This window comes from Streptomyces sp. NPDC036764 (assembly GCF_055609385.1).
On record NZ_JBVJPT010000001.1, the window covers coordinates 534641 to 554252 of the forward strand.

The following is a 19612-nucleotide window of genomic DNA, read 5'->3' on the forward strand; positions in this document are numbered from 1 at the left end:
TTCGGACGGTGTCCCAGGTCACAGGGTTGTGTCCGCTGTTTCCGGAGAAAGACGTGGAGGTTACTGGTGACCTCTCTTCATACGAATCTACAAGATGCCCACCCTGGCCAGCCAACTCCTTCATGGTTTCCGTGACTGACCCCGGTGGAGCAGCGCGCTGTGTACTGACGTCAATGCGCGTTAACAGCACATGAACGAGCCGGGCCCGCCGCACCTGATCTGGCTCAAACCGTACGACCCACGAGACGAAGAAGAGAGCCGGTCATGGACTTCCTTCGCCCCGCCAGTTGGGAGGAGGCGCTCGCCGCGAAGGCCGAGCACCCCACCGCTGTGCCGATTGCGGGTGGCACCGATGTGATGGTCGAGATCAACTTCGACCACCGTCGGCCCGAGTACCTTCTCGACCTGAACCGCATCGGCGACCTCTACGAGTGGGAGGTCGGCGAGGAGAGCGTTCGGCTCGGCGCCTCTGTGCCGTACACGCGGATCATGGAGAACCTGCGCGCCGAGCTGCCGGGCCTCGCGCTCGCCTCGCACACGGTCGCCTCCCCGCAGATCCGCAACCGCGGCGGCGTCGGCGGCAACCTCGGCACCGCCTCCCCGGCCGGCGACGCCCACCCCGCCCTCCTCGCGGCCGGCGCCGAGGTCGAGGTCGAGTCGGTGCGCGGCAGCCGCCGTATCCCGATCGACGAGTTCTACACCGGCGTGAAGCGCAACGCGCTCGCCGCCGACGAGCTCATCCGCGCCGTGCACATCAAGAAGGCCGACGGGCCGCAGCAGTACTCGAAGGTCGGCACGCGGAATGCGATGGTCATCGCCGTGTGTGCCTTCGGACTCGCGCTGCATCCCGAGACGCGGACCGTGCGTACGGGGATCGGCTCGGCCGCCCCCACGCCCGTGCGGGCCAAGACCGCCGAGGAGTTCCTGAACGCCGCGCTCGAAGAGGGCGGCTTCTGGGACAACGGCAAGATCATCACCCCGTCGGTCGCCAAGCAGTTCGCCGAGCTGTGCTCGGGCGCCTGCAACCCGATCGACGACGTCCGGGGCACGGCGAGCTACCGCCGGCACGCGGTCGGCGTCATGGCCCGCCGCACGCTGACCTGGACCTGGGAGTCGTACCGCGGCGAGCGCCGCCTCACGGAGGGAGCCGCGTAATGCGTGTCAACTTCACTGTCAACGGACGTCCGCAGGAAGCCGACGACGTGTGGGAGGGCGAGTCCCTGCTGTACGTGCTGAGGGAGCGGATGGGCCTGCCCGGGTCGAAGAACGCCTGCGAGCAGGGCGAGTGCGGGTCCTGCACCGTCCGCCTCGACGGCGTGCCCGTGTGTTCGTGTCTGGTCGCCGCCGGGCAGGTCGAGGGCCGCGAGGTCGTCACCGTCGAGGGCCTGGCGGACTTCGCCAAGCAGCGCGCCGAGCAGGGTGGCTGCGCGAGCGGCGCCTGCGGTACGTCCCTGCAGGACGCCCAGCAGTGGGCGGCCAAGGGGCAGGACTCGCAGACCGGTGAGGGCACCGAGCTCTCCCCGATCCAGCAGGCGTTCATCGACGCCGGCGCCGTCCAGTGCGGCTTCTGCACCCCGGGTCTGCTGGTCGCCGCCGACGAGATGCTGGAGAACAACCCGAACCCCAGCGACGCGGACATCCGCGAGGCGCTGTCGGGCAACCTGTGCCGCTGCACCGGCTACGAGAAGATCATGGACGCGGTCCGCCTCGCGGCCGCCCGGCAGTCAGAGGCGGTCTGAGCACATGCCCACCAATGGCGCTCCCACGAAGATCACCCAGGGTTCCCAGACCAAGGGCGGCATCGGCGAGTCCACGCTCCGCCCGGACGGCACCCTCAAGGTCACCGGCGAGTTCGCGTACTCCTCCGACATGTGGCACGAGGACATGCTCTGGGGCCAGATCCTCAGGTCCACCGTCGCGCACGCCGAGATCGTGTCCATCGACACGAGCGAGGCGCTGGCGATGGCGGGTGTCTACGCCGTCATGACGTACGACGACCTGCCGACCGACGTGAAGAACTACGGCCTGGAGATCCAGGACACCCCGGTCCTCGCGCACGGCAAGGTACGCCACCACGGCGAGCCCGTCGCCATCGTCGCCGCCGACCACCCTGAGACGGCGCGCCGCGCCGCGGCGAAGATCAAGGTCGAATACCGCGAGCTGCCCGTCATCACCGACGAGGCCTCGGCGACCGCGCCGGACGCGATCCTCGTCCACGAGGGCCGCGACGACCACCACATCGGTCACGTCCCGCACCCGAACATCGTCCACCGCCAGCCGATCTTCCGCGGCGACGCGGCCGAGGCCGCCGAGCGGGCCGACGTGATCGTCAAGGGCGAGTACACCTTCGGCATGCAGGACCAGGCCTTCCTCGGCCCGGAGTCCGGCCTCGCCGTGCCGGACGAGGACGGCGGCGTCCACCTCTACATCGCCACCCAGTGGCTGCACAGCGACCTCAGGCAGATCGCCCCGGTCCTCGGCCTGCCCGAGCGCAAGGTCCGTATGACGCTGTCCGGCGTCGGCGGCGCCTTCGGCGGCCGCGAGGACCTGTCGATGCAGATCCACGCCTGCCTGCTGGCGATGCGCACCGGCAAGCCCGTCAAGATCGTCTACAACCGGTTCGAGTCCTTCTTCGGGCACGTCCACCGCCACCCCGCCAAGCTCTACTACGAGCACGGCGCCACGAAGGACGGCAAGCTCACGCACGTGAAGTGCCGGATCGTGCTCGACGGCGGCGCGTACGCCTCCGCCTCCCCGGCGGTCGTCGGCAACGCCTCCTCGCTGGCGATCGGCCCGTACGTCGTCGAGGACGTCGACATCGAGGCCATCGCCCTCTACACCAACAACCCGCCCTGCGGCGCCATGCGCGGCTTCGGCGCGGTCCAGGCGTGCTTCGCCTACGAAGCGCAGATGGACAAGGTGGCGAAGCAGCTCGGCATGGACCCGATCGAGTTCCGGCAGCTCAACGCCATGGAACAGGGCACCATCATGCCGACCGGGCAGCCGGTCGACTCCCCGGCGCCGGTCGCCGAACTCCTGCGCCGTGTCCGGGCGATGCCGATGCCGCCGGAGCGCCAGTGGGAGTCCAGCGAGGGCTCCGACGTACGGCAGCTTCCCGGTGGTCTGTCCAACACGACGCACGGTGAAGGCGTCGTACGCGGCGTCGGCTACGCGGTCGGCATCAAGAACGTCGGCTTCTCCGAGGGCTTCGACGACTACTCCACCGCCAAGGTGCGCATGGAGGTCGTCGGCGGCGCGCCGGTGGCCACCGTGCACACCGCGATGGCGGAGGTCGGCCAGGGCGGCGTCACCGTCCACGCGCAGATCGCCCGCACCGAGCTGGGCGTCGCCCAGGTGACGATCCACCCGGCGGACACGCAGGTGGGCTCGGCGGGTTCGACCTCGGCCTCCCGGCAGACATACGTCACCGGCGGTGCCGTCAAGAACTCCTGCGAGCTGGTCCGCGAGAAGGTCCTGGAGATCGGGCGCCGCAAGTTCGGCTCCTATCACCCCGCCTGGGCCACCGCGGAACTCCTGCTGGAGGGCGGCAAGGTCGTCACCGACGGCGGCGAAGTGCTCGCCGACCTGGTGGACGTGCTGGAGGGCGAGGCCGTCGAGGTCGAGGCCGAGTGGCGGCACCGTCCGACCGAGGCCTTCGACCTGCGCACCGGCCAGGGCAACGGCCACGTCCAGTACTCCTTCGCCGCGCACCGCGCGGTCGTCGAGGTGGACACCGAGCTCGGCCTGGTGAAGGTCATCGAGCTGGCCTGCGCCCAGGACGTCGGCAAGGCGCTCAACCCGCTGTCCGTCATCGGCCAGATCCAGGGCGGTACGACCCAGGGCCTCGGCGTGGCGGTCATGGAGGAGATCATCGTCGACCCGAAGACGGCGAAGGTCAGGAACCCCTCCTTCACCGACTACCTCATCCCCACGATCCTCGACACGCCGACCATCCCCGTCGACGTGCTCGAACTCGCCGACGACCACGCCCCCTACGGGCTGCGCGGCATCGGCGAGGCGCCCACCCTGTCCTCGACCCCGGCCGTCCTCGCGGCGATCCGGAACGCGACCGGGCTGGAGCTCAACCGCACGCCGGTACGGCCGGAACACCTCACCGGCACGGCGTAAGGAATCCCGCAAGGCCCTCCGGGCGGTGTGAGGGAACGTCACACACTCCGCCGCACCGCCCGGAGCACTCGATGTGCCGCACCGCTCGCGGCAGTTCGAGGAACCGCAAGTACCAGCACCACAGTTCGTTCGCCTCGGGCCGTCCCCCGGGTCGTGCGGCCGAAGCACCTTCCCAAATCCCGCTGCCGTCAGGGCGGCCGCGCGGGTGCCCCTTTGAACCTTGGGAGTAGGCCCACATGACCCAGCAGTCACTGGAGCCGGCGACCACAGCCGACGACGCGGGAGAAGGCACCCGCGTCCCGGCCGGCAGGTCCTGGCTCGACCGGTACTTCCACATATCCAAGCGAGAATCCACGATCGCGCGTGAGGTGCGCGGCGGCATCACCACCTTCATGGCGATGGCGTACATCCTCCTGCTCAACCCGCTGATCCTGTCCGGCAAGGACGCGGCAGGAGACACCCTCGCGCAGAAGGCCCTCATCACCGCGACCGCGTTCGCGGCGGCCTTCACCACGCTGCTGATGGGCTTCTTCGGCAAGGTGCCACTCGCCCTCGCCGCCGGCCTCTCCGTCTCCGGCGTCCTCGCCTCGCAGGTCGCCCCGCAGATGTCCTGGCCGCAGGCCATGGGCATGTGTGTGATGTACGGCGTGGTCATCATGCTGCTGGTCGTCACCGGCCTGCGCGAGATGATCATGAACGCGATCCCGCTCGCGCTCAAGCACGCGATCACCATGGGCATCGGCCTGTTCGTCGCGCTGATCGGCTTCTACAAGGCCGGCTTCGTGCACCAGGGCGAGGCCACCCCGGTCACCCTCGGCCCCGCCGGCGAACTGGCCGGCTGGCCCGTCCTGCTCTTCGCGGTCACCCTTCTCGCGATCTTCATGCTCCAAGCGCGTGGCATCCCCGGCGCGATCCTGATCGGCATCGTCGGCGGCACCGTGCTCGCCGTCGTCCTCAACGCCTTCGGCGTCATCGACCCCAAGCAGTGGGCCAGCGGCGCTCCCGAACTGCACGGCAGCGCGGTGTCCATGCCGGACTTCTCGATCTTCGGCAACGTCGAGTTCGGCGGCTGGGGCGAGGTCGGCGCGATGACGGTCGGCATGATCGTGTTCACCCTGGTGCTCGCCGGGTTCTTCGACGCGATGGCCACCATCATCGGCGTCGGCACCGAGGCCAAGCTCGCCGACGACAAGGGCCGGATGCCGGGCCTGTCGAAGGCGCTGTTCATCGACGGCGCGGGCGGCGCGATCGGCGGCGTGGCCGGCGCGTCCGGGCAGACGGTGTTCGTCGAGTCGGCGACCGGCGTCGGCGAGGGTGCCCGCACGGGCCTGTCCTCGGTCGTCACCGGCCTGTTCTTCGCGGCCTGCCTCTTCTTCACCCCGCTCACGGCGATCGTGCCGGGCGAAGTCGCGGCGGCGGCCCTGGTGGTCATCGGCGCCATGATGATGATGAACGCCCGGCACGTGGACTGGGCCGACCGGGCCACCGCGATCCCGGTGTTCCTCACCGTCGTGATCATGCCGTTCACCTACTCGATCACGGCGGGTGTCGCGGCCGGCGTCGTCTCGTACGTCGCCATCAAGATCGCTCAGGGCAAGGCGCGGGAGATCGGGGCGTTCATGTGGGCCCTGACAGGCATCTTCATCGTCTATTTCGCCCTCAATCCCATTGAGAGCTGGATGGGCGTGCACTAGCCGTGCGCGAACCGCCCTCCACACAACCGCTTTAAGGAGACCGACAGATGCTGGACATCGCCGAAGAGCTGCACCGGTGGGTCGAGCAGGGACGCGACTTCGCCGTGGCCACCGTGGTGGCGGTCGGCGGCAGCGCACCCCGCCAGCCCGGCGCCGCGCTCGCGGTGGACGCCGACGGCACGGCGATCGGCTCGGTCTCCGGCGGCTGTGTGGAGGGCGCGGTCTACGACCTGTGCCAACAGGCCCTTCAGGACGGCGAGACGGTCCTGGAGCGCTTCGGATACAGCGACGAGGACGCCTTCGCCGTCGGCCTGACGTGCGGAGGCATCATCGACATCCTGGTCACCCCGGTGCGGGCGCAGGACCCCGCCCGGCCGGTGGTGACGGCGGCACTGGCCGCCGCGTCGGCCGGCGAGGCGGCGGCGGTCGCCCGGATCGTGTCCGGCCCGTCCGAACTGATGGGCCGCGCGCTGCTGGTCCGCCCGGACGGCTCCTACGACGGCGGCTACGGCGGCCACCCCGAACTGGACCGCACGGTCGCGGCGGAGGCGGGGGCGTTCCTGGACGCTGGCCGCACGGGCACGCTGGAGATCGGCGAACAGGGCTCGCGCTGCGGAGCCCCGCTCACGGTGCTCGTCGAGTCCTCGGTCCCGCCGCCCCGGATGATCGTCTTCGGCGCGATCGACTTCGCGTCGGCGCTCGTGCGGATCGGCAAGTTCCTGAACTACCGCGTGACGGTGTGCGACGCCCGCCCGGTCTTCGCCACCGAGACCCGCTTCCCGGAGGCCGACGAGATCGTCGTGGAGTGGCCGCACAAGTACCTGGAGCGCACGGAGGTGGACGCGCGGACGGTCCTGTGCGTGCTCACCCACGACGCCAAGTTCGACGTACCCCTGCTCCAGCTCGCGCTACGGCTGCCGGTGGCGTACGTGGGCGCGATGGGCTCGCGCCGCACCCACCTGGACCGCAACGAGCGGCTCCGGCAGGTCGGCGTCACCGAACTGGAGCTGGCCAGGCTCCGCTCGCCGATCGGCCTCGACCTGGGCGCCCGTACGCCCGAGGAGACGGCCCTGTCGATCGCCTCGGAGATCATCGCGGGCCGGCGAGGCGGCAGCGGCGTCTCACTGACCGGCGCGCACACGCCGATCCATCACGACGCGACGTCCACGTCCGGGCCGGCGGGACGGATCGGGTCGGTGGCCTGAGCCCGCGGCACCGGCTGGTCGGGCCAGGCGAAGGCGTAGGCAGGGGCACCGCCGCGGGAGATCCTCACGTGGCGCAACAGCTCCCGCACGATGCCCGCGTTGCCCATCGCCCACCCGGTCTGCGGCTCAAGGCCGCTCGGGGTGGCCCGGTGCTCGACGTTGGACCAGCGGGCGCCGTCGGCGTCCCGGGTGGCGTGCGCGGCGATGTCGGCGACGAGGACCTCGGCGAAGCCGGGGGAGTCGCCCTGCTCGGCGATCCGGTCGCACGCCAGCGCCAGGACGCCCGCCGTGCCGCAGCAGCGGCCGTTGTTGTCCCAGAAACCGGGGCGCAGCCGGCTCGGCAGGCCCGAGTGCGTGACGGTGTGCCAGCAGCGGTCGGCTAGCACCGGCCACGCGGGGTCGCCGGTCACGTCCCGCAGCAGGCGGAAGACCTGCGCGTCGCCCGAAGGGCCATGGCACCAGCCGTAGTTGTGGCGCTGGACCAGATCGGGGCGGTGCTGCGGATCGGAGTGCGGGGCGAGGAAGCCGTCGGGCCCGTCCTCGTCGCGGGCCACGACGTCCGCGGCACCGGCCAGCGCGAGCTCGACCAGATCGGTGCGGCCGGCCGCGTGGCCCACGGCGGCCAGGCCGTAGACGATGCCGAGGGTGCCGTGCGAGATGTGGTGCATGCGGCCGGGCGCGCCGGGCCGGTGCTGCCACTGCACGCCGTGCGCGGTCCGCTCGGCGGTGCGTGCGTACGACTCCACGGCCTGTACGGCGAGATCGTCCGCTCCCATCAGCAACGCGCCGAGCCCGATGCCCGCGTTGCCGCCCATCAGCTCGTACAGCTCACCCCAGCGCTCCCCGTCGCCGCATCCATCAGCGGCTTTGCCGCGGGCCGCCCGCACCAGCTCCAGGGCCCGTTCGGCGGCGGCCCCGGCGGCCGCGTCGCCCAGCTCGTCGTGCACGGCACGCAGCGCGAGCGCCATGCCGGTGCGGCCGAAGTAGAGGGAGTCGTCCGCGTGGCCCTCGACGGAGGCGGCCAGCGAGCGGGCCGCGCGCTGGGCGGCGTCCGCGTAGGAGTCGTCACCGAAGTGCCGCCAGGCTTCCAGGAGGACCGGGACGATACCGGCGGTGCCGTTGTAGAGCATGGGGTCGACGTCGGCGTCGGACGGCCTGACGGGCCAGCCGATCCCGCCGCCCCCGCCGTCGCGCGCCACGGAGAGCAGCCAGCGCAGCCCGTCCACGGCCAGCGCCTCAATCTCGTCCGGTTTCATGGTCGTTGCATCGGTCTCCGTCATGGGACCCACTCTGACACGGCCGTCCGCGGGCCTCACCTGCGCACCGACCCGTACCGGACGCACCCGGCCGAAGGGCCGTCACCCCCGTCTGAGCAACCGATTCACCGCCCGCCCGAACACGAACCGAGCCGTACGCTCCACCACCCCGTCCAAAACCCCCGGCACGAACCGCACCCGCAGCTCCTCCCGCCACACCACCCGTGCCCGCCCGCCCGGCCCGGGGCGCACCTCGATCTCGGCCCAGCCGCGCATCACCCGGCCCCGCTTCTCCAGGCGGCACAGGCCAGGTGTGGCGTCGTCCGACGGGGGCTGCCAGACCGTCACCTCCATCGGGTCGTCGAAGGAGAGGGGGCCGAGGCCGGAGCGGGCGACGACGCGCGTGCCCACGTGGGTCGGGGCGGGGGTGGTGACCCGGATGCGGGTCAGGGGCACGACGTCGGCGTGGCGGGGCCACTCCGTCAGGCGGCGCCACGCCTCCGTGAGGGGCAGTGGAACCGTGCGCTGAAGGAGGAAGTTCGCCACGGAGCGATCTTACGGAACGGTCCCGGGGCATCAGGGCTGGTCACGGCGCGGTGGCCGGGCGGAGCGCGTGGCGTATACGGGGCGTGCAGGTGGTCCAGCCGCCCGTCGGCGTGCAGACGTACGTGAGGTGAACTCGGCCTCGGCGAACCCGCCCACCGTCCTACCCTGCCTCCCATGGGCGGGCAATCCGCCTGCCTCCAGGGGGAGTTGATCGTCATGCCACTGAAGACCTACGGCGTACTGATCGGACGGGCCGTCGACACCCGGCGCGAGGGCGGCAGCGACTCGCCGCACTATCAGATCCATGTCACCGACGACGCCGGCAACCACTACCGCGCCGCCGTCAACGTTCTCTCCCAGCAGCAGCCCTCCGAGCTGCTGTACTTCGTCAGCGACGACTTCCGGCACCCGATCACGGCCCGGCTGGCGGGACTGGCGAGCGGCTGGAACACCCTGCCGCCCGGCCCCGGCGGCCCGAACCTCGACTTCGTGCGCGGCAACCTCTTCGACCCGGCCCTGATGCGGAAGCTGCCCCCGGACCTCGAAGGCCCCGACAACGACCTCGCCGACCTCCTCGACCACTCCGTCCGCCGCGCGGTCACAGACCAGGAGGCCCGGCTGTACCTGTTCGGCGAGCGCTGGGGTCCCGAGGCCAGGGTGAAGGACAAGATCTTCGGCTTTCAGCCCGGCAACGGCGTGCACGACATCCATATGAACCAGGGGAACAGCGGCCGATTCCGGGACGCCGACGGCGTCTGGCAGGACGGCGGACTCCTCGTCCACTTCCCGGCGCAGTCCCGCTGGGTCGCCGTCTTCCTCGCCTTCCAGAGCCAGTCCTGGAAGACGGACGACGTCACCGGCCACACCATCGACGACGTCGACCCGTCGCGCCCGGAGCCCGGCACGCGTCCTGTCCGTATCGTCGCCGCGCTCGTCAACCCGCGCGGCCCCGCCCCCGAGGCCGAGAGCGTCACCCTGCTCAACGCCTCACCCGACCCAATCGACCTGACCGGGTGGCAGCTCCAGGACCGGCTGGGCCAGCGCTCCGCCGTGCCCGCCGGACCGCTCGCGCCCGGGACCGCCCTCACCGTGCCCCTCGACGGCGGAGCCCAGCTCGGCAACCACGGCGGTGAGATCAGCCTCCTCGACGCCAGGAAGCTCAAGGTGGACGGCGTCTCGTACACGGCCGCGCAGGCCGGACGGGAGGGCTGGTCCGTCGTCTTCTGACCGCGGCCGTCTACCACGCCCTCCCACCCGTACGGCACCATGAGCGCGACCCGGACCGCACTCGGGAGGGCATCCCATGGACCGTGCGCCGCACGACCTGCTCGACGCGTTGCAGAGCGATCCCTACCCGCACTACGAGCGCGCCCGCCGCGTGCCGGGGCTCACGCACGTTCCCGAGCTCGACGCCTGGCTGGTCGCCCGGGACGCCGACGTACGCGAAGTGCTACGCCGCCCCGAGGAGTTCTCCTCGGCGAACAGCCTGCGCCCGGACGTGCTCCCGTCGCCTGCCGCCCTCGCCGTCCTCGGCGGCGGCTTCGGCGGGCGGCCCGTCGTCGTCACCACCGACGGCGCCCGGCACCAGCGGCTGCGCGCACCCGTCGTCCGCGGGCTGTCACCGGCGCGCGTCGCGGCCGTCCTGCCGTATGCGGCGGAGCGGGCCGCCGCCCTCGTCGACGGCTTCGGCAAGGACGGCGAGTACGGCCGTCTCGAGCTGATGTCCGCCTACGCCCGACGCCTTCCCGGCGACGTCATCGGCAGGCTCGTCGGCCTCGACCCCGCCGACGTGCCGGCCGTCGTGCACGGCGGACACCGCGCCGAGGAACTCCTCTTCCGCCCGCTTCAGGAGGACGAGCAGATCGCCGCCGCCGAGGACGTCGTCGCCATGCAGCGCGTCCTGGAGCGGTATGTGCGCGAGCGGCACGCGCACCCCCGCGAGGACCTCGCTTCGGAGATCGTGGCGTCGGTCGGCGAGGGCGAACTCACCCTGGAGCAGCGGCACGAGGCCGTCGGCCACCTGCAGAACCTGCTGATCGCGGGGCATCTGACCACTACCGCCCTGATCGGCACGACGGTCCTGCACCTGCTCCGGAATCGCGCGCAGTGGGAGCTGCTGTGCGCCGAGCCGGAAAGGATCCCGGCGGCCGTCGAGGAGGCCGCCCGTTACGACGGTGCGATCCAGGGCTTCCGACGGCTCACCACCCGGCCGGTCACCCTCGCCGGTACGGAACTGCCCGCCGGCGCAACGCTGTTCGTCGCCTTCGGCGCCGCCAACAGGGACCCCGCCTGTCATCCGGACTCCGACACCTTCGACATCACCCGCACCCCGGTCCGTCATCTGGCCTTCGGCCTCGGCGCGCACGGCTGCCCCGGCGCACAGCTCGCCCGTGAGCAGGTCCGGCTCACCCTGAAGGAGTTGACGGGTCGGCTGCCCGGTCTGCGACTCGCTCAGGAGCACCCGGTCGAGATGCGCCCGACGATGATCCACCGTTCCCCGTACCGTCTTCACCTCACCTGGTGAGACGGCTCACCGGTACACCTTCCCCGGCTCGGCCTTCCCCGGCGCGAGCAACTGCGGCACGGTCACGAACACGTACCCCCGCTCCTTGAGCGCGTCGATGATCCCGGGTACGGCCGGCACGGTCCCGTCGTAGATGTCGTGCAGCAGGATGATGCCGTCCCGTTCGGTCTGATCGAGGACGCGCTGCTCTATGAGCTCGGAGTCATTGGTCTTGTAGTCCTTGGCGGTCACGCTCCACAGGACCTCCGACATCCCCAGCTCGCGGCAGATGTCGTGCACCGTGTCGTCGGTCCGGCCCTGCGGCGGGCGCATCAGCGTGGGGCGCCGTCCGGTGAGGCGCTCTATCTCCTTGTTGGGACGCTCTATCTCCTCGCGTATCTCGTCGGGTTCGAGTTCCGTGAGTCTCTTGTGGTCCCAGGTGTGGTTGGCCACCTCATGGCCCTCGTCGGCCATCCGCTCGACGAGCTCCGGGTACTTGTCGATGTGCCGCTTGCCGAGGAGGAAGAAGGTCGCCGGGACCTTCTCGTCCTTGAGGATGTCCAGCAGCCGCGCGGAGTGCTCGCTCGGCCCGGCGTCGAAGGTCAGCGCGACGCATTTGGCCTCGCGGCAGTCGACGCCGCCGGAGAGGGGCCTGGCGGTGGACGTGGCCTGAGCCCGGGCTGCGCTGGGTGAAGTGGTCTCCAGACGCACGTACTGCGTGAAGGCCACCACGGAAGCGGCCGCCACCAGAACGGCGGCGGCACACAACCAGACCCACGGTTTTTTCATCTTCTTGATCGGAAGAGACATGAAGCGACTATACATGGCGATTATACTCGCCATGTATAGACACTGTTTATAGTGTCTGACCTGCGCTTTCTGACGGTCTTACTGGGCGTGGAACGTGGCGTCCGCCCGGTCCGTCGCCGCGCTCGGCGTCTGACCCCTTCTCCGCTCAGGTGGCGGTCGGCGGGTTGGCGCCGGTGCCCTCCAGGACGTACATCCGGATCGCCCACACGTCGTTGGTGGCGCCGGCGGCGAAGCAGACGTACCACTTGCCGTCGATGAAGTGGATCTCCGGCGCCCAGATGTGCGGCATGCGGGCCTCGGTCTCGTCCCGCGTGCCGGGCAAACCCGCGTGCGGACGCACGCCCGGCGCGGCCGCATGATGGTGCGCTTGCCCGTTCAGGTGATGAACCGACAGTTGGACGCTCCAGCGGCCAACTTCCCCCGTATTCAAGGCACATGGACAAACAACGCGCGTCTGTCGGCCCAACCGGCCTCTCCCGGAGGCAGTTCACGACCGCCTCCGCCACCACGGCCGGCCTGGCCGCGCTCACCCCCACAGCGGCGGTCGCCGCCCCCACCGCCCCGCACCGGCCGAGGTCCACCGCCGACTGGGACACCTGCCTGGCCGTCGCCCGCGCCCTGCTGCTCGTCGACGACCGGGATCAGCCGCTCGCGCCGGCCTACCGGAAGATCCTCGACTCCGGACTGCCCCGCGCACAGACCGGGACCGCCCGCAAGGTCCTCGTCGTCGGCGCCGGCCCCGCCGGACTGGTCGCCGCCTGGCTGCTGAAGCGGGCCGGACACCACGTCACGCTCGTCGAGGCCAACGGCAACCGCGTCGGCGGCCGTATCAAGACCTTCCGCACCGGCGGGCACGAGCACGCGGCACAGGCGTTCGCCGACCCGGCCCAGTACGCGGAGGCCGGTGCGATGCGCATCCCCGGCAGCCATCCGCTGGTGATGCAGCTCATCGAGCAACTCGGCGTCGAGCGGCGCCCGTTCCACCTCGTCGACGTCGACGCGGACGGAAAGCCCGTCAACAACGCCTGGCTGCACGTCAACGGCATCCGGGTGCGCCGCTCCGAGTACGCGAAGGCACCCCGCAAGGTCAACCGCTCCTTCGGCGTCCCGCGCGCATACTGGGACACCCCGTCCTCGACCATCCTGCGCCGCGCCCTGGACCCCGTACGCGACGAGTTCAGCACCGTCGGCCCGGACGGCAAGCGCGTCGACAAGCCGATGCCCGAGCGGGTCAAGGGCTGGGCGCGGGTCGTGCAGAAGTACGGTGACTGGTCGATGTACCGCTTCCTGACCGAGGAGGCGGGCTTCGACGAGCGGACCGTCGACCTGATCGGCACCCTCGAGAACCTGACCTCACGGCTGCCGCTCTCCTTCATCCACAGCTTCATCAGCCAGTCGCTGATCAGCCCCGACACCGCGTTCTGGGAGCTGGTCGGCGGCACGGCGACCCTGCCGGACGCGCTGCTGAAGCAGGTCGCCGACGTCCTGCGCCTCGACCGGCGCGCCACCCACGTCGAGTACTGGGCCCCCGGCCGGCCCGGCGCCGACGACACCTCCCACGTCGACGCCAAGGGTCCGCACGTCTGGATCGACACCGTCTCCGAGGGCCGCGACGGCAAGGTCGTGCGCGAGCAGTTCACCGGTGACCTCGCGATCGTCACGGTGCCGTTCTCGGGGCTCAGGCAGGTGCAGGTCAGCCCGCTGATGTCGTACAAGAAGCGGCGCGCGGTCGCCGAGCTGCACTACGACAGCGCGACCAAGGTGCTGCTCGAATTCGGCCTGCGCTGGTGGGAGTTCACCGAGGCCGACTGGAAGCGGGAGCTGGATGCCGTACGGCCCGGCCTCTACGACGACTACCGCAAGGGCAAGGCACCCGCCGACGGCAGCCTCCTCGGCGCCCACCCGTCCGTGCCGCCCGGCCACATCGGCGACGCCCAGCGCGCGCACTACGCCGCCAACCGCTGGGCAACCCGCGACCAGCCCGAGGCGGCGCACATCGTCGGCGGCGGCTCGGTCTCCGACAACTCCAACCGCTTCATGATCAACCCCTCGCATCCGGTCGAGGGCAGCAAGGGCGGCGTCGTCCTCGCCTCCTACAGTTGGGCCGACGACGCCTCGCGCTGGGACTCCCTGGACGAGGACGCCCGTTACCCGCACGCGCTGCGGGGCCTGCAACAGGTCTACGGCCAGCGGCTGGAGGTCTTCTACACCGGGGCCGGGCGCACCCAGAGCTGGCTGCGGGACCCGTACGCGTACGGCGAGGCGTCCGTCCTCCTGCCCGGCCAGCACACGGAGTTGCTGCAGGCGATCCGGACCCCTGAGGGGCCGCTGCGCTTCGCCGGGGACCACACCTCGGTGAAGCCGTCGTGGATCGAGGGCGCCGTCGAGTCGGGCGTGCGGGCGGCACTGGAGGCGCACGGCGACTGAGCCGCCGCGGCGCTGTGCGGCATCCGCCCGCGCCCTGGCCCGTACCGCGTCGGCCGGACCCCGGCCCCGGCGCGGTACGCAGGCCGGCAGCGGGCGGGTGAACGGGTCCTCGGGTGCGTCGGGCACCCGGTCCGTCGGCCACCAGCATGGGAGCCTGCGGCCGGGCTTCGAACGTGGTCATGCCTCTGCCGTGCGGGCGGCCTCGGTCACCGGCCCGGCGTCAGCGGCTGTTCCGTCCAGATCACCTTGCCGGACGCCGTGTACCGGGTGCCCCAGCGCTCGGCGAACTGGGCGACCAGGAACAGGCCCCGGCCGCCCTCGTCGGTGGCGGCGGCGCTGCGCAGGTGCGGGGCGGTGCTGCTGCCGTCGGAGACCTCGCAGATCAGGGCGAGGTCGCGGATCAGGCGGACCCGGATCGGGCCGGTGGCGTGCCGCAGGGCGTTGGTGACCAGCTCGCTGAGGATCAGCTCGGTCGTGAACGCCTCCTCCGCCAGACCCCAGTCGGTCAGTGTCCGGGCCGCCGCCGCCCGCACCCGGGCCACCGCGGAGGGGTCGTCCGGCACGTCCCAGGACGCCGTGCGGTCCGACGGGAGCAGCCGTGTCCGGGCGACGACGAGGGCGACGTCGTCGCGGGGACGCACGGGCAGCAGGGTCTCCAGGACCGCCTTGCAGGTCTCCTCCGGAGTGCGGCCGTGCGTCGGGGGCGTCGCGGCGAGCGCGCCGCGCAGCCGCTCCAGCCCCTCGTCGATGTCCCGGCCCAGGTCCTCCACCAGCCCGTCCGTGTACAGCACCAGCCCGCTGCCCTCGGGCAACCGCACCTCGGTCGCCTCGAAGGGCAGGCTGCCGCCCAGGCCCAGCGGCGCCCCGCCCGGCACGGTCAGGAACTCGACCTCGCCGTCGGGGTGCACGAGCGCCGGTTCGAGGTGGCCGGCGCGGGAGAGGGCGCACATCCCGGTGGACGGGTCGTAGACCGCGTACAGGCAGGTCGCCCCGGTGATCGGCGCCACCTCGCCCTCACCCTCGCCCTCGTCCTGGTCGATGCGCGCCACCAACTCGTCGAGATGGCCGAGGAGTTCGTCGGGCGGCAGGTCGAGCGTGGAGAAGTTGTCGACCGCCGTGCGCAGCCGGCCCATCGTCGCCGCCGCGTGCAGCCCGTGGCCCACGACGTCGCCCACGACCAGGGCCACCCGCGCGCCCGGCAGCGGGATGAGGTCGAACCAGTCCCCGCCGACCCCGCCCTGCGCCGCCTGCGCGGGCAGATAGCGGTAGGCCACGTCGAGGGCGCTCTGCTCGGGCAGGGCCCGCGGCAGCAGACTGCGCTGGAGCGTGACCGACAGGGTGTGCTCGCGGGTGTAGCGGCGGGCGTTGTCGATGCTGACGGCGGCCCGCGCCACCAGCTCCTCGGCGAGGGAGATGTCGTCCTGCTCGAAGGGATCGGGCCGCTCGGCGCGCCAGAAGGTGGCCATGCCCATGATGACGCCACGGGCCCGCAGCGGGACCGTGAGCATCGAGTGGAACCCGTATCGCACGAGCCTGCGGGCGTTCACGGGATCCTGCTCCTGCCAGCCGGCCAGGGCGGGCATGTCCGTCTCCAGCACCGACTTGCCCGTACCGAAGCCGAAGGCCTGCGGGGTGGCCGGGGAGAAGTGGATCAGCTTGCCGATCGGGTAGAGCGGGCTGTCGTCCCTGACGCCCTGGAACGCCACCCGGCGCATGTCGGTGCGGCCCTCCTTGGGCTCCTCACCGCGCAGCACCGGATCCGCGAGATCGACGGAGACGAAGTCGGCGAACCGCGGCACCGCGAAGTCGGTCAGCTCCTGCGAGGTGCGCGTGACGTCGAGGGTGGTGCCGATCTCAAGGCCGGCGTCGTACAGCAGCTTCAGCCGCTCCTGCGCCACGTCCGCCCGGCCGGTCAGAGTCCGCAGCTCGGTGGTGTCCCGCAGCGTCGCCACACTGCCGGGCGGCCCGCCGTCCCGGTCGGTCGAACGCTGGCTGACCGCCAGCAGCCGGCCCTGCGCCAGATGCACCTCGTCGGTGGCGTCCCGCCCGGAGGCGAACAGCCGGGCCAGGTCGCTGCCGATGCCGAGGGCGATGCAGGGCCGTCCCTCCGCCTCCGCGGTCAGCCCGAGCAGCCGGCGCGCCTCGTCGTTCGCCAGCGCCAGCCGGCGCCGGTCGTCCATGATCAGCACGCCTTCCCGCACGGAGTGCAGGACGGCGTCGTGATGCTCGTACATCCGCGTCATCTCTTCGGGACCGAGCCCGTGCGTCTGGCGCAGCAGCCGGCGGCTGACCAGCGCGGTGCCGGCGGTGGCGAGGGCGAGCGCGGCGGCCGCCGAGCCGAGCAGCGTCGGCAACTGGTGGTTCACGACCCCGCCGACGCTCGCCAGCGTCACCCCGGCGGCGACCAGGGCGACGACCGTGCCGTCGTCGTCGGTGACGGGGACCACGGCCCGCACGGACGGACCCAGGGTGCCGGTGTACGTCTCCCGTACGACCCCGCCCGCCGCGGCCGGGGCGATGGTGCCGACGAAGTGCTTGCCGATCCGGTCGGGGTTGGGGTGGGTGTAGCGGATCCCGTCCTTGGTCATCACGACGATGAAGTCCACGTCCGTGGCCTTGCGTGCGGCCTCGGCGCGGGGTTGCAGCGCAGCGCTGGGGTCGGGGTTCGCCAGGGCCTTTTCGATGCCCGGCGCGTTCGCGAAGGACTCGGCGACGGCGAGGGAGCGGTTGCCGGCCTCCCGCCTGGTGTCGGAGCGCACCTGGAGCACCAGAGCCACCACGGCGGCGACGACGAGGAGCACGACGATGGCCGCCTGCAGCACGAAGACCTGCCGGGCCACGGTACGTGCGCTCAACAGCGAGCGCAGGCGGCCGAGGAATCCGGCCATGCCTCATTTCTAACACCGTTCCATGCGGTGGGCACGGTGCCTGTCGAAGGAAGGTGCCGGCAGCGGTCGGCGGGAGACGGATCCGCGGTGCGTCCGCGGATCTACGACGAGCACGACTCGACGCGCCCGGCCGCCGGCGGCTCGGGGGCGGCCGGTGCCCCGGCCGTGGCCGGCATGCGCAGCAGCAGCAGGGCCGCGTCGTCGTGGAGCCGGCCGCCTACGTGGGCCTGGAGTTCGCCGTGCAGTGCGGTGACGGTGTCCACCGGCTCGTCGCAGGTGTGCCGGGCCAGCCCCTCGGCGAGCGGGTAGAACTCGCGGTCGTGGTTGCGGGCCTCGGTGACACCGTCGGTGTACAGCAGGAGTTGGTCCCCGTCCGCGAAGGGCAGTACGTGCAGCTCGGGCGCCTCGCCCGACAGGTTGCGCAGGCCGAGCGGCGGCGCCGGACGGTCCGGCTCCACCGGTACGACGACGGAGTCCCGCACCAGCAGCGGCGGCGCGTGCCCGCAGTTGACCACCTCGAGCTGCCCGTCCCGGGGGTACCCGGCGACCACGGCGGTGACGAAGTCGTCGCTGCCCAGGTTCCGCGCCAGGCTCCGCTCGATCCGCGCGACGACGTCCAGGAGATCGGGCTCGTCGTGGGCGGCCTCGCGGAACACGCCGACCACCAGCGCCGCCGTGCTCACGGCCGGCAGCCCCTTGCCGCGCACATCGCCGACGATCAGCCGGACACCGTACGGGGTCGACACCAGGGCGTACAGATCCCCGCCGATGCGGGCCTCGGCCGCGGCGGCGCTGTAGCGCACGGCCACCTGGAACGGTCCGACCGTCGCCGGTATCGGCTGGAGCAGCGCGTGCTGGGCGGCCTCGGCGACCGAGCGCACCGCCGCCAGCACCCGCTCGCGCCGGATGCGCAGCGCGCTGGTCGCGGCGCAGGCCAGGGTGACCACCAGCAGCGAGGCCAGGGCGACCGCCAGATCGCTGTCCGGAGCGTCGGCGCGGACGCCGACGGCCACGCCGGCAACGGCGGACATCAGCCCCACGCACAGGACGCCGCGCGGGCCGCCGGTGGTGGCGGCGAGCGCGGGCCCCGTGGCGAGCAGCGGTACCCAGGTCACGCCCGAGCCGCCGACGAGATCGACGAGCACGAGACCGCAGACGATCAGTACGGGCAGTACGGGCAGTACGGGCATGAGAGCGACCATGCGCCTCGGCCAGTGGTCGGGGTCGTGATCAGGGGCCTTGCTCATCGCTTGTCCGCTGTCCTCACCTGTGCGCAGGGCGTACACCCAATGAAATGTCCGGTTTATTCAGGAAACGGGTTCGACCCCGGATGGGACAAGCACAGGAATTTCAGATAGTGAGCGACAGGCCCCTGGTCACCCGGTTCGCGGTCGGAATCAGCCGCGCCGTGACCTCCTCCAGCCGCGAGCGCCGGTCCGCCCGCAGCGAGACGCCGAGCGAGCCGAGGGTGTTCCCGCTGTACACGGGCACCGCGACACAGACCGTGCCGAGGGAGTACTCCTCCATGTCCGTGACCGCCGGGGCCAGGGGTGAGGAGTCGAGCCGTCTGAGCAGCTCAGGGCGATCGGTGATGGTCCGGGGCGTGAGGTCGGCGAGCCGGTGCCGGGACAGGTAGTCCTGGCGCGCCTCCTCGTCCAGCTCCCGCAGCACGGACTTGCCGAGCGCCGTGGCGTGCCCCGCGTCCTCGAACCCCACCCACAGGTCGACGCGGGGAGCGCGCGGACCGTCGACGATCTCGGCCACCCTGATCTCCCCCTCCTCGTAGAAGGTGAGGTAGGCGGCGCTGGACAGCTCGTCCCGCAGCGCGGCGAGCGTGGGCCGGATCCGGCTGAGCAGTGCCTGCGCCCGGCCCGTGGTGTGCAGCGTCTGCAGCCGCTCGCCCAGGATGAACCCGCCGTCGTCGAGCTTGCGGACATAGCCGTCGTGGACCAGCGTCCGCAGCAGGTGGTACGCCGTGGCCAGGGGCAGGCCCGTCTCCCGTGCGAGCTGTTTCGCGGGCGCGCCGTTCTCGTGCGCGCTCATCGCCTCCAACAGGCGGAAGGCGCGCTGCACCGAGCCGATGAGCGTAGGGCCCTCACTGCCACCCATAGGAACAGAGTGCGCCGGGTGCCCGGCGCGGGCAAGGCGGGTCGGT

15 protein-coding genes are annotated in these 19612 nt (G+C 71.6%); 8 read left to right on the top strand and 7 right to left on the bottom strand.

The features are described 5' to 3' along the window. Positions 1-264: 264 nt before the first annotated feature. The 5 genes from ACZ69Q_RS02270 (at position 265) to ACZ69Q_RS02290 (ending at position 7027) form a co-directional block, all read left to right on the top strand. Positions 265-1155, top strand: coding sequence for an FAD binding domain-containing protein (locus tag ACZ69Q_RS02270; protein ID WP_471034816.1), 891 nt, complete (start codon positions 265-267; stop codon positions 1153-1155). Beyond that, positions 1155-1739: a (2Fe-2S)-binding protein gene (locus ACZ69Q_RS02275; protein ID WP_471034818.1), complete on the top strand. Its 585-nt coding sequence runs from the start codon at positions 1155-1157 to the stop codon at positions 1737-1739. Before ACZ69Q_RS02270 ends, ACZ69Q_RS02275 begins: the two co-directional genes overlap by 1 nt. 4 nt (positions 1740-1743) lie before the next feature. Next, positions 1744-4128, top strand: coding sequence for a xanthine dehydrogenase family protein molybdopterin-binding subunit (locus ACZ69Q_RS02280; protein WP_471034822.1), 2385 nt, complete (start codon positions 1744-1746; stop codon positions 4126-4128). A gap of 236 nt (positions 4129-4364) precedes the next feature. Next, positions 4365-5822 carry an NCS2 family permease gene (locus ACZ69Q_RS02285; RefSeq protein WP_471034827.1) on the top strand — a complete coding sequence of 486 codons (1458 nt, stop codon included), beginning with the start codon at positions 4365-4367 and terminating at the stop codon, positions 5820-5822. A 47-nt stretch (positions 5823-5869) separates the two neighbouring features. Next, positions 5870-7027 carry an XdhC family protein gene (locus tag ACZ69Q_RS02290; protein WP_471034830.1) on the top strand — a complete coding sequence of 386 codons (1158 nt, stop codon included), beginning with the start codon at positions 5870-5872 and terminating at the stop codon, positions 7025-7027. Here the strand turns inward: ACZ69Q_RS02290 and ACZ69Q_RS02295 are convergent. Then, a complete protein-coding gene (locus tag ACZ69Q_RS02295) occupies positions 6973-8307 on the bottom strand; it encodes a lanthionine synthetase LanC family protein (protein WP_471034833.1) in 1335 nt (444 codons plus the stop codon). The genes ACZ69Q_RS02290 and ACZ69Q_RS02295 overlap by 55 nt on opposite strands. Before the next feature lie 78 nt (positions 8308-8385). After that, on the bottom strand, positions 8386-8829 hold the full coding sequence (locus ACZ69Q_RS02300) for an SRPBCC family protein (RefSeq protein ID WP_471034837.1): 444 nt from the start codon (positions 8827-8829) through the stop codon (positions 8386-8388). 216 nt (positions 8830-9045) lie between these two features. On the opposite strand from ACZ69Q_RS02300, the gene ACZ69Q_RS02305 reads away from it, so the two are divergent. Together ACZ69Q_RS02305 and ACZ69Q_RS02310 are read left to right on the top strand one after the other, a co-directional pair. Then, a complete protein-coding gene (locus tag ACZ69Q_RS02305) occupies positions 9046-10056 on the top strand; it encodes a DUF2278 family protein (protein ID WP_471040003.1) in 1011 nt (336 codons plus the stop codon). A 76-nt stretch (positions 10057-10132) separates the two neighbouring features. Further along, positions 10133-11353, top strand: a complete 1221-nt coding sequence (locus tag ACZ69Q_RS02310; RefSeq protein ID WP_471034841.1) for a cytochrome P450 — start codon at positions 10133-10135, stop codon at positions 11351-11353. Between the two features lie 6 nt (positions 11354-11359). Here the strand turns inward: ACZ69Q_RS02310 and ACZ69Q_RS02315 are convergent, their stop codons facing one another. Further along, positions 11360-12142 carry a polysaccharide deacetylase family protein gene (locus tag ACZ69Q_RS02315; protein ID WP_471034844.1) on the bottom strand — a complete coding sequence of 261 codons (783 nt, stop codon included), beginning with the start codon at positions 12140-12142 and terminating at the stop codon, positions 11360-11362. A 145-nt stretch (positions 12143-12287) separates the two neighbouring features. Then, the gene (locus ACZ69Q_RS02320) at positions 12288-12464 is read right to left on the bottom strand and encodes a hypothetical protein (RefSeq protein WP_471040213.1); all 177 of its coding nucleotides are present in this window, start codon (positions 12462-12464) and stop codon (positions 12288-12290) included. A gap of 113 nt (positions 12465-12577) precedes the next feature. Here ACZ69Q_RS02320 and ACZ69Q_RS02325 point away from each other — a divergent pair, with 113 nt between their 5' ends. Next, positions 12578-14569: a flavin monoamine oxidase family protein gene (locus ACZ69Q_RS02325; RefSeq protein WP_471034849.1), complete on the top strand. Its 1992-nt coding sequence runs from the start codon at positions 12578-12580 to the stop codon at positions 14567-14569. A gap of 206 nt (positions 14570-14775) precedes the next feature. On the opposite strand, the gene ACZ69Q_RS02330 is transcribed toward ACZ69Q_RS02325, so the two are convergent. The 3 genes from ACZ69Q_RS02330 to ACZ69Q_RS02340 all read right to left on the bottom strand — a co-directional run bounded on the left by ACZ69Q_RS02330 (position 14776) and on the right by ACZ69Q_RS02340 (position 19566). Further along, entirely contained in the window at positions 14776-17457 is a 2682-nt protein-coding gene (locus ACZ69Q_RS02330; RefSeq protein ID WP_471034853.1) for a SpoIIE family protein phosphatase, read from the bottom strand. Between the two features lie 101 nt (positions 17458-17558). After that, positions 17559-18704: a PP2C family protein-serine/threonine phosphatase gene (locus ACZ69Q_RS02335; RefSeq protein WP_471034858.1), complete on the bottom strand. Its 1146-nt coding sequence runs from the start codon at positions 18702-18704 to the stop codon at positions 17559-17561. 103 nt (positions 18705-18807) lie between these two features. Then, positions 18808-19566: an IclR family transcriptional regulator gene (locus tag ACZ69Q_RS02340; RefSeq protein WP_471034862.1), complete on the bottom strand. Its 759-nt coding sequence runs from the start codon at positions 19564-19566 to the stop codon at positions 18808-18810. Between the last annotated feature and the right edge of the window lie 46 nt (positions 19567-19612).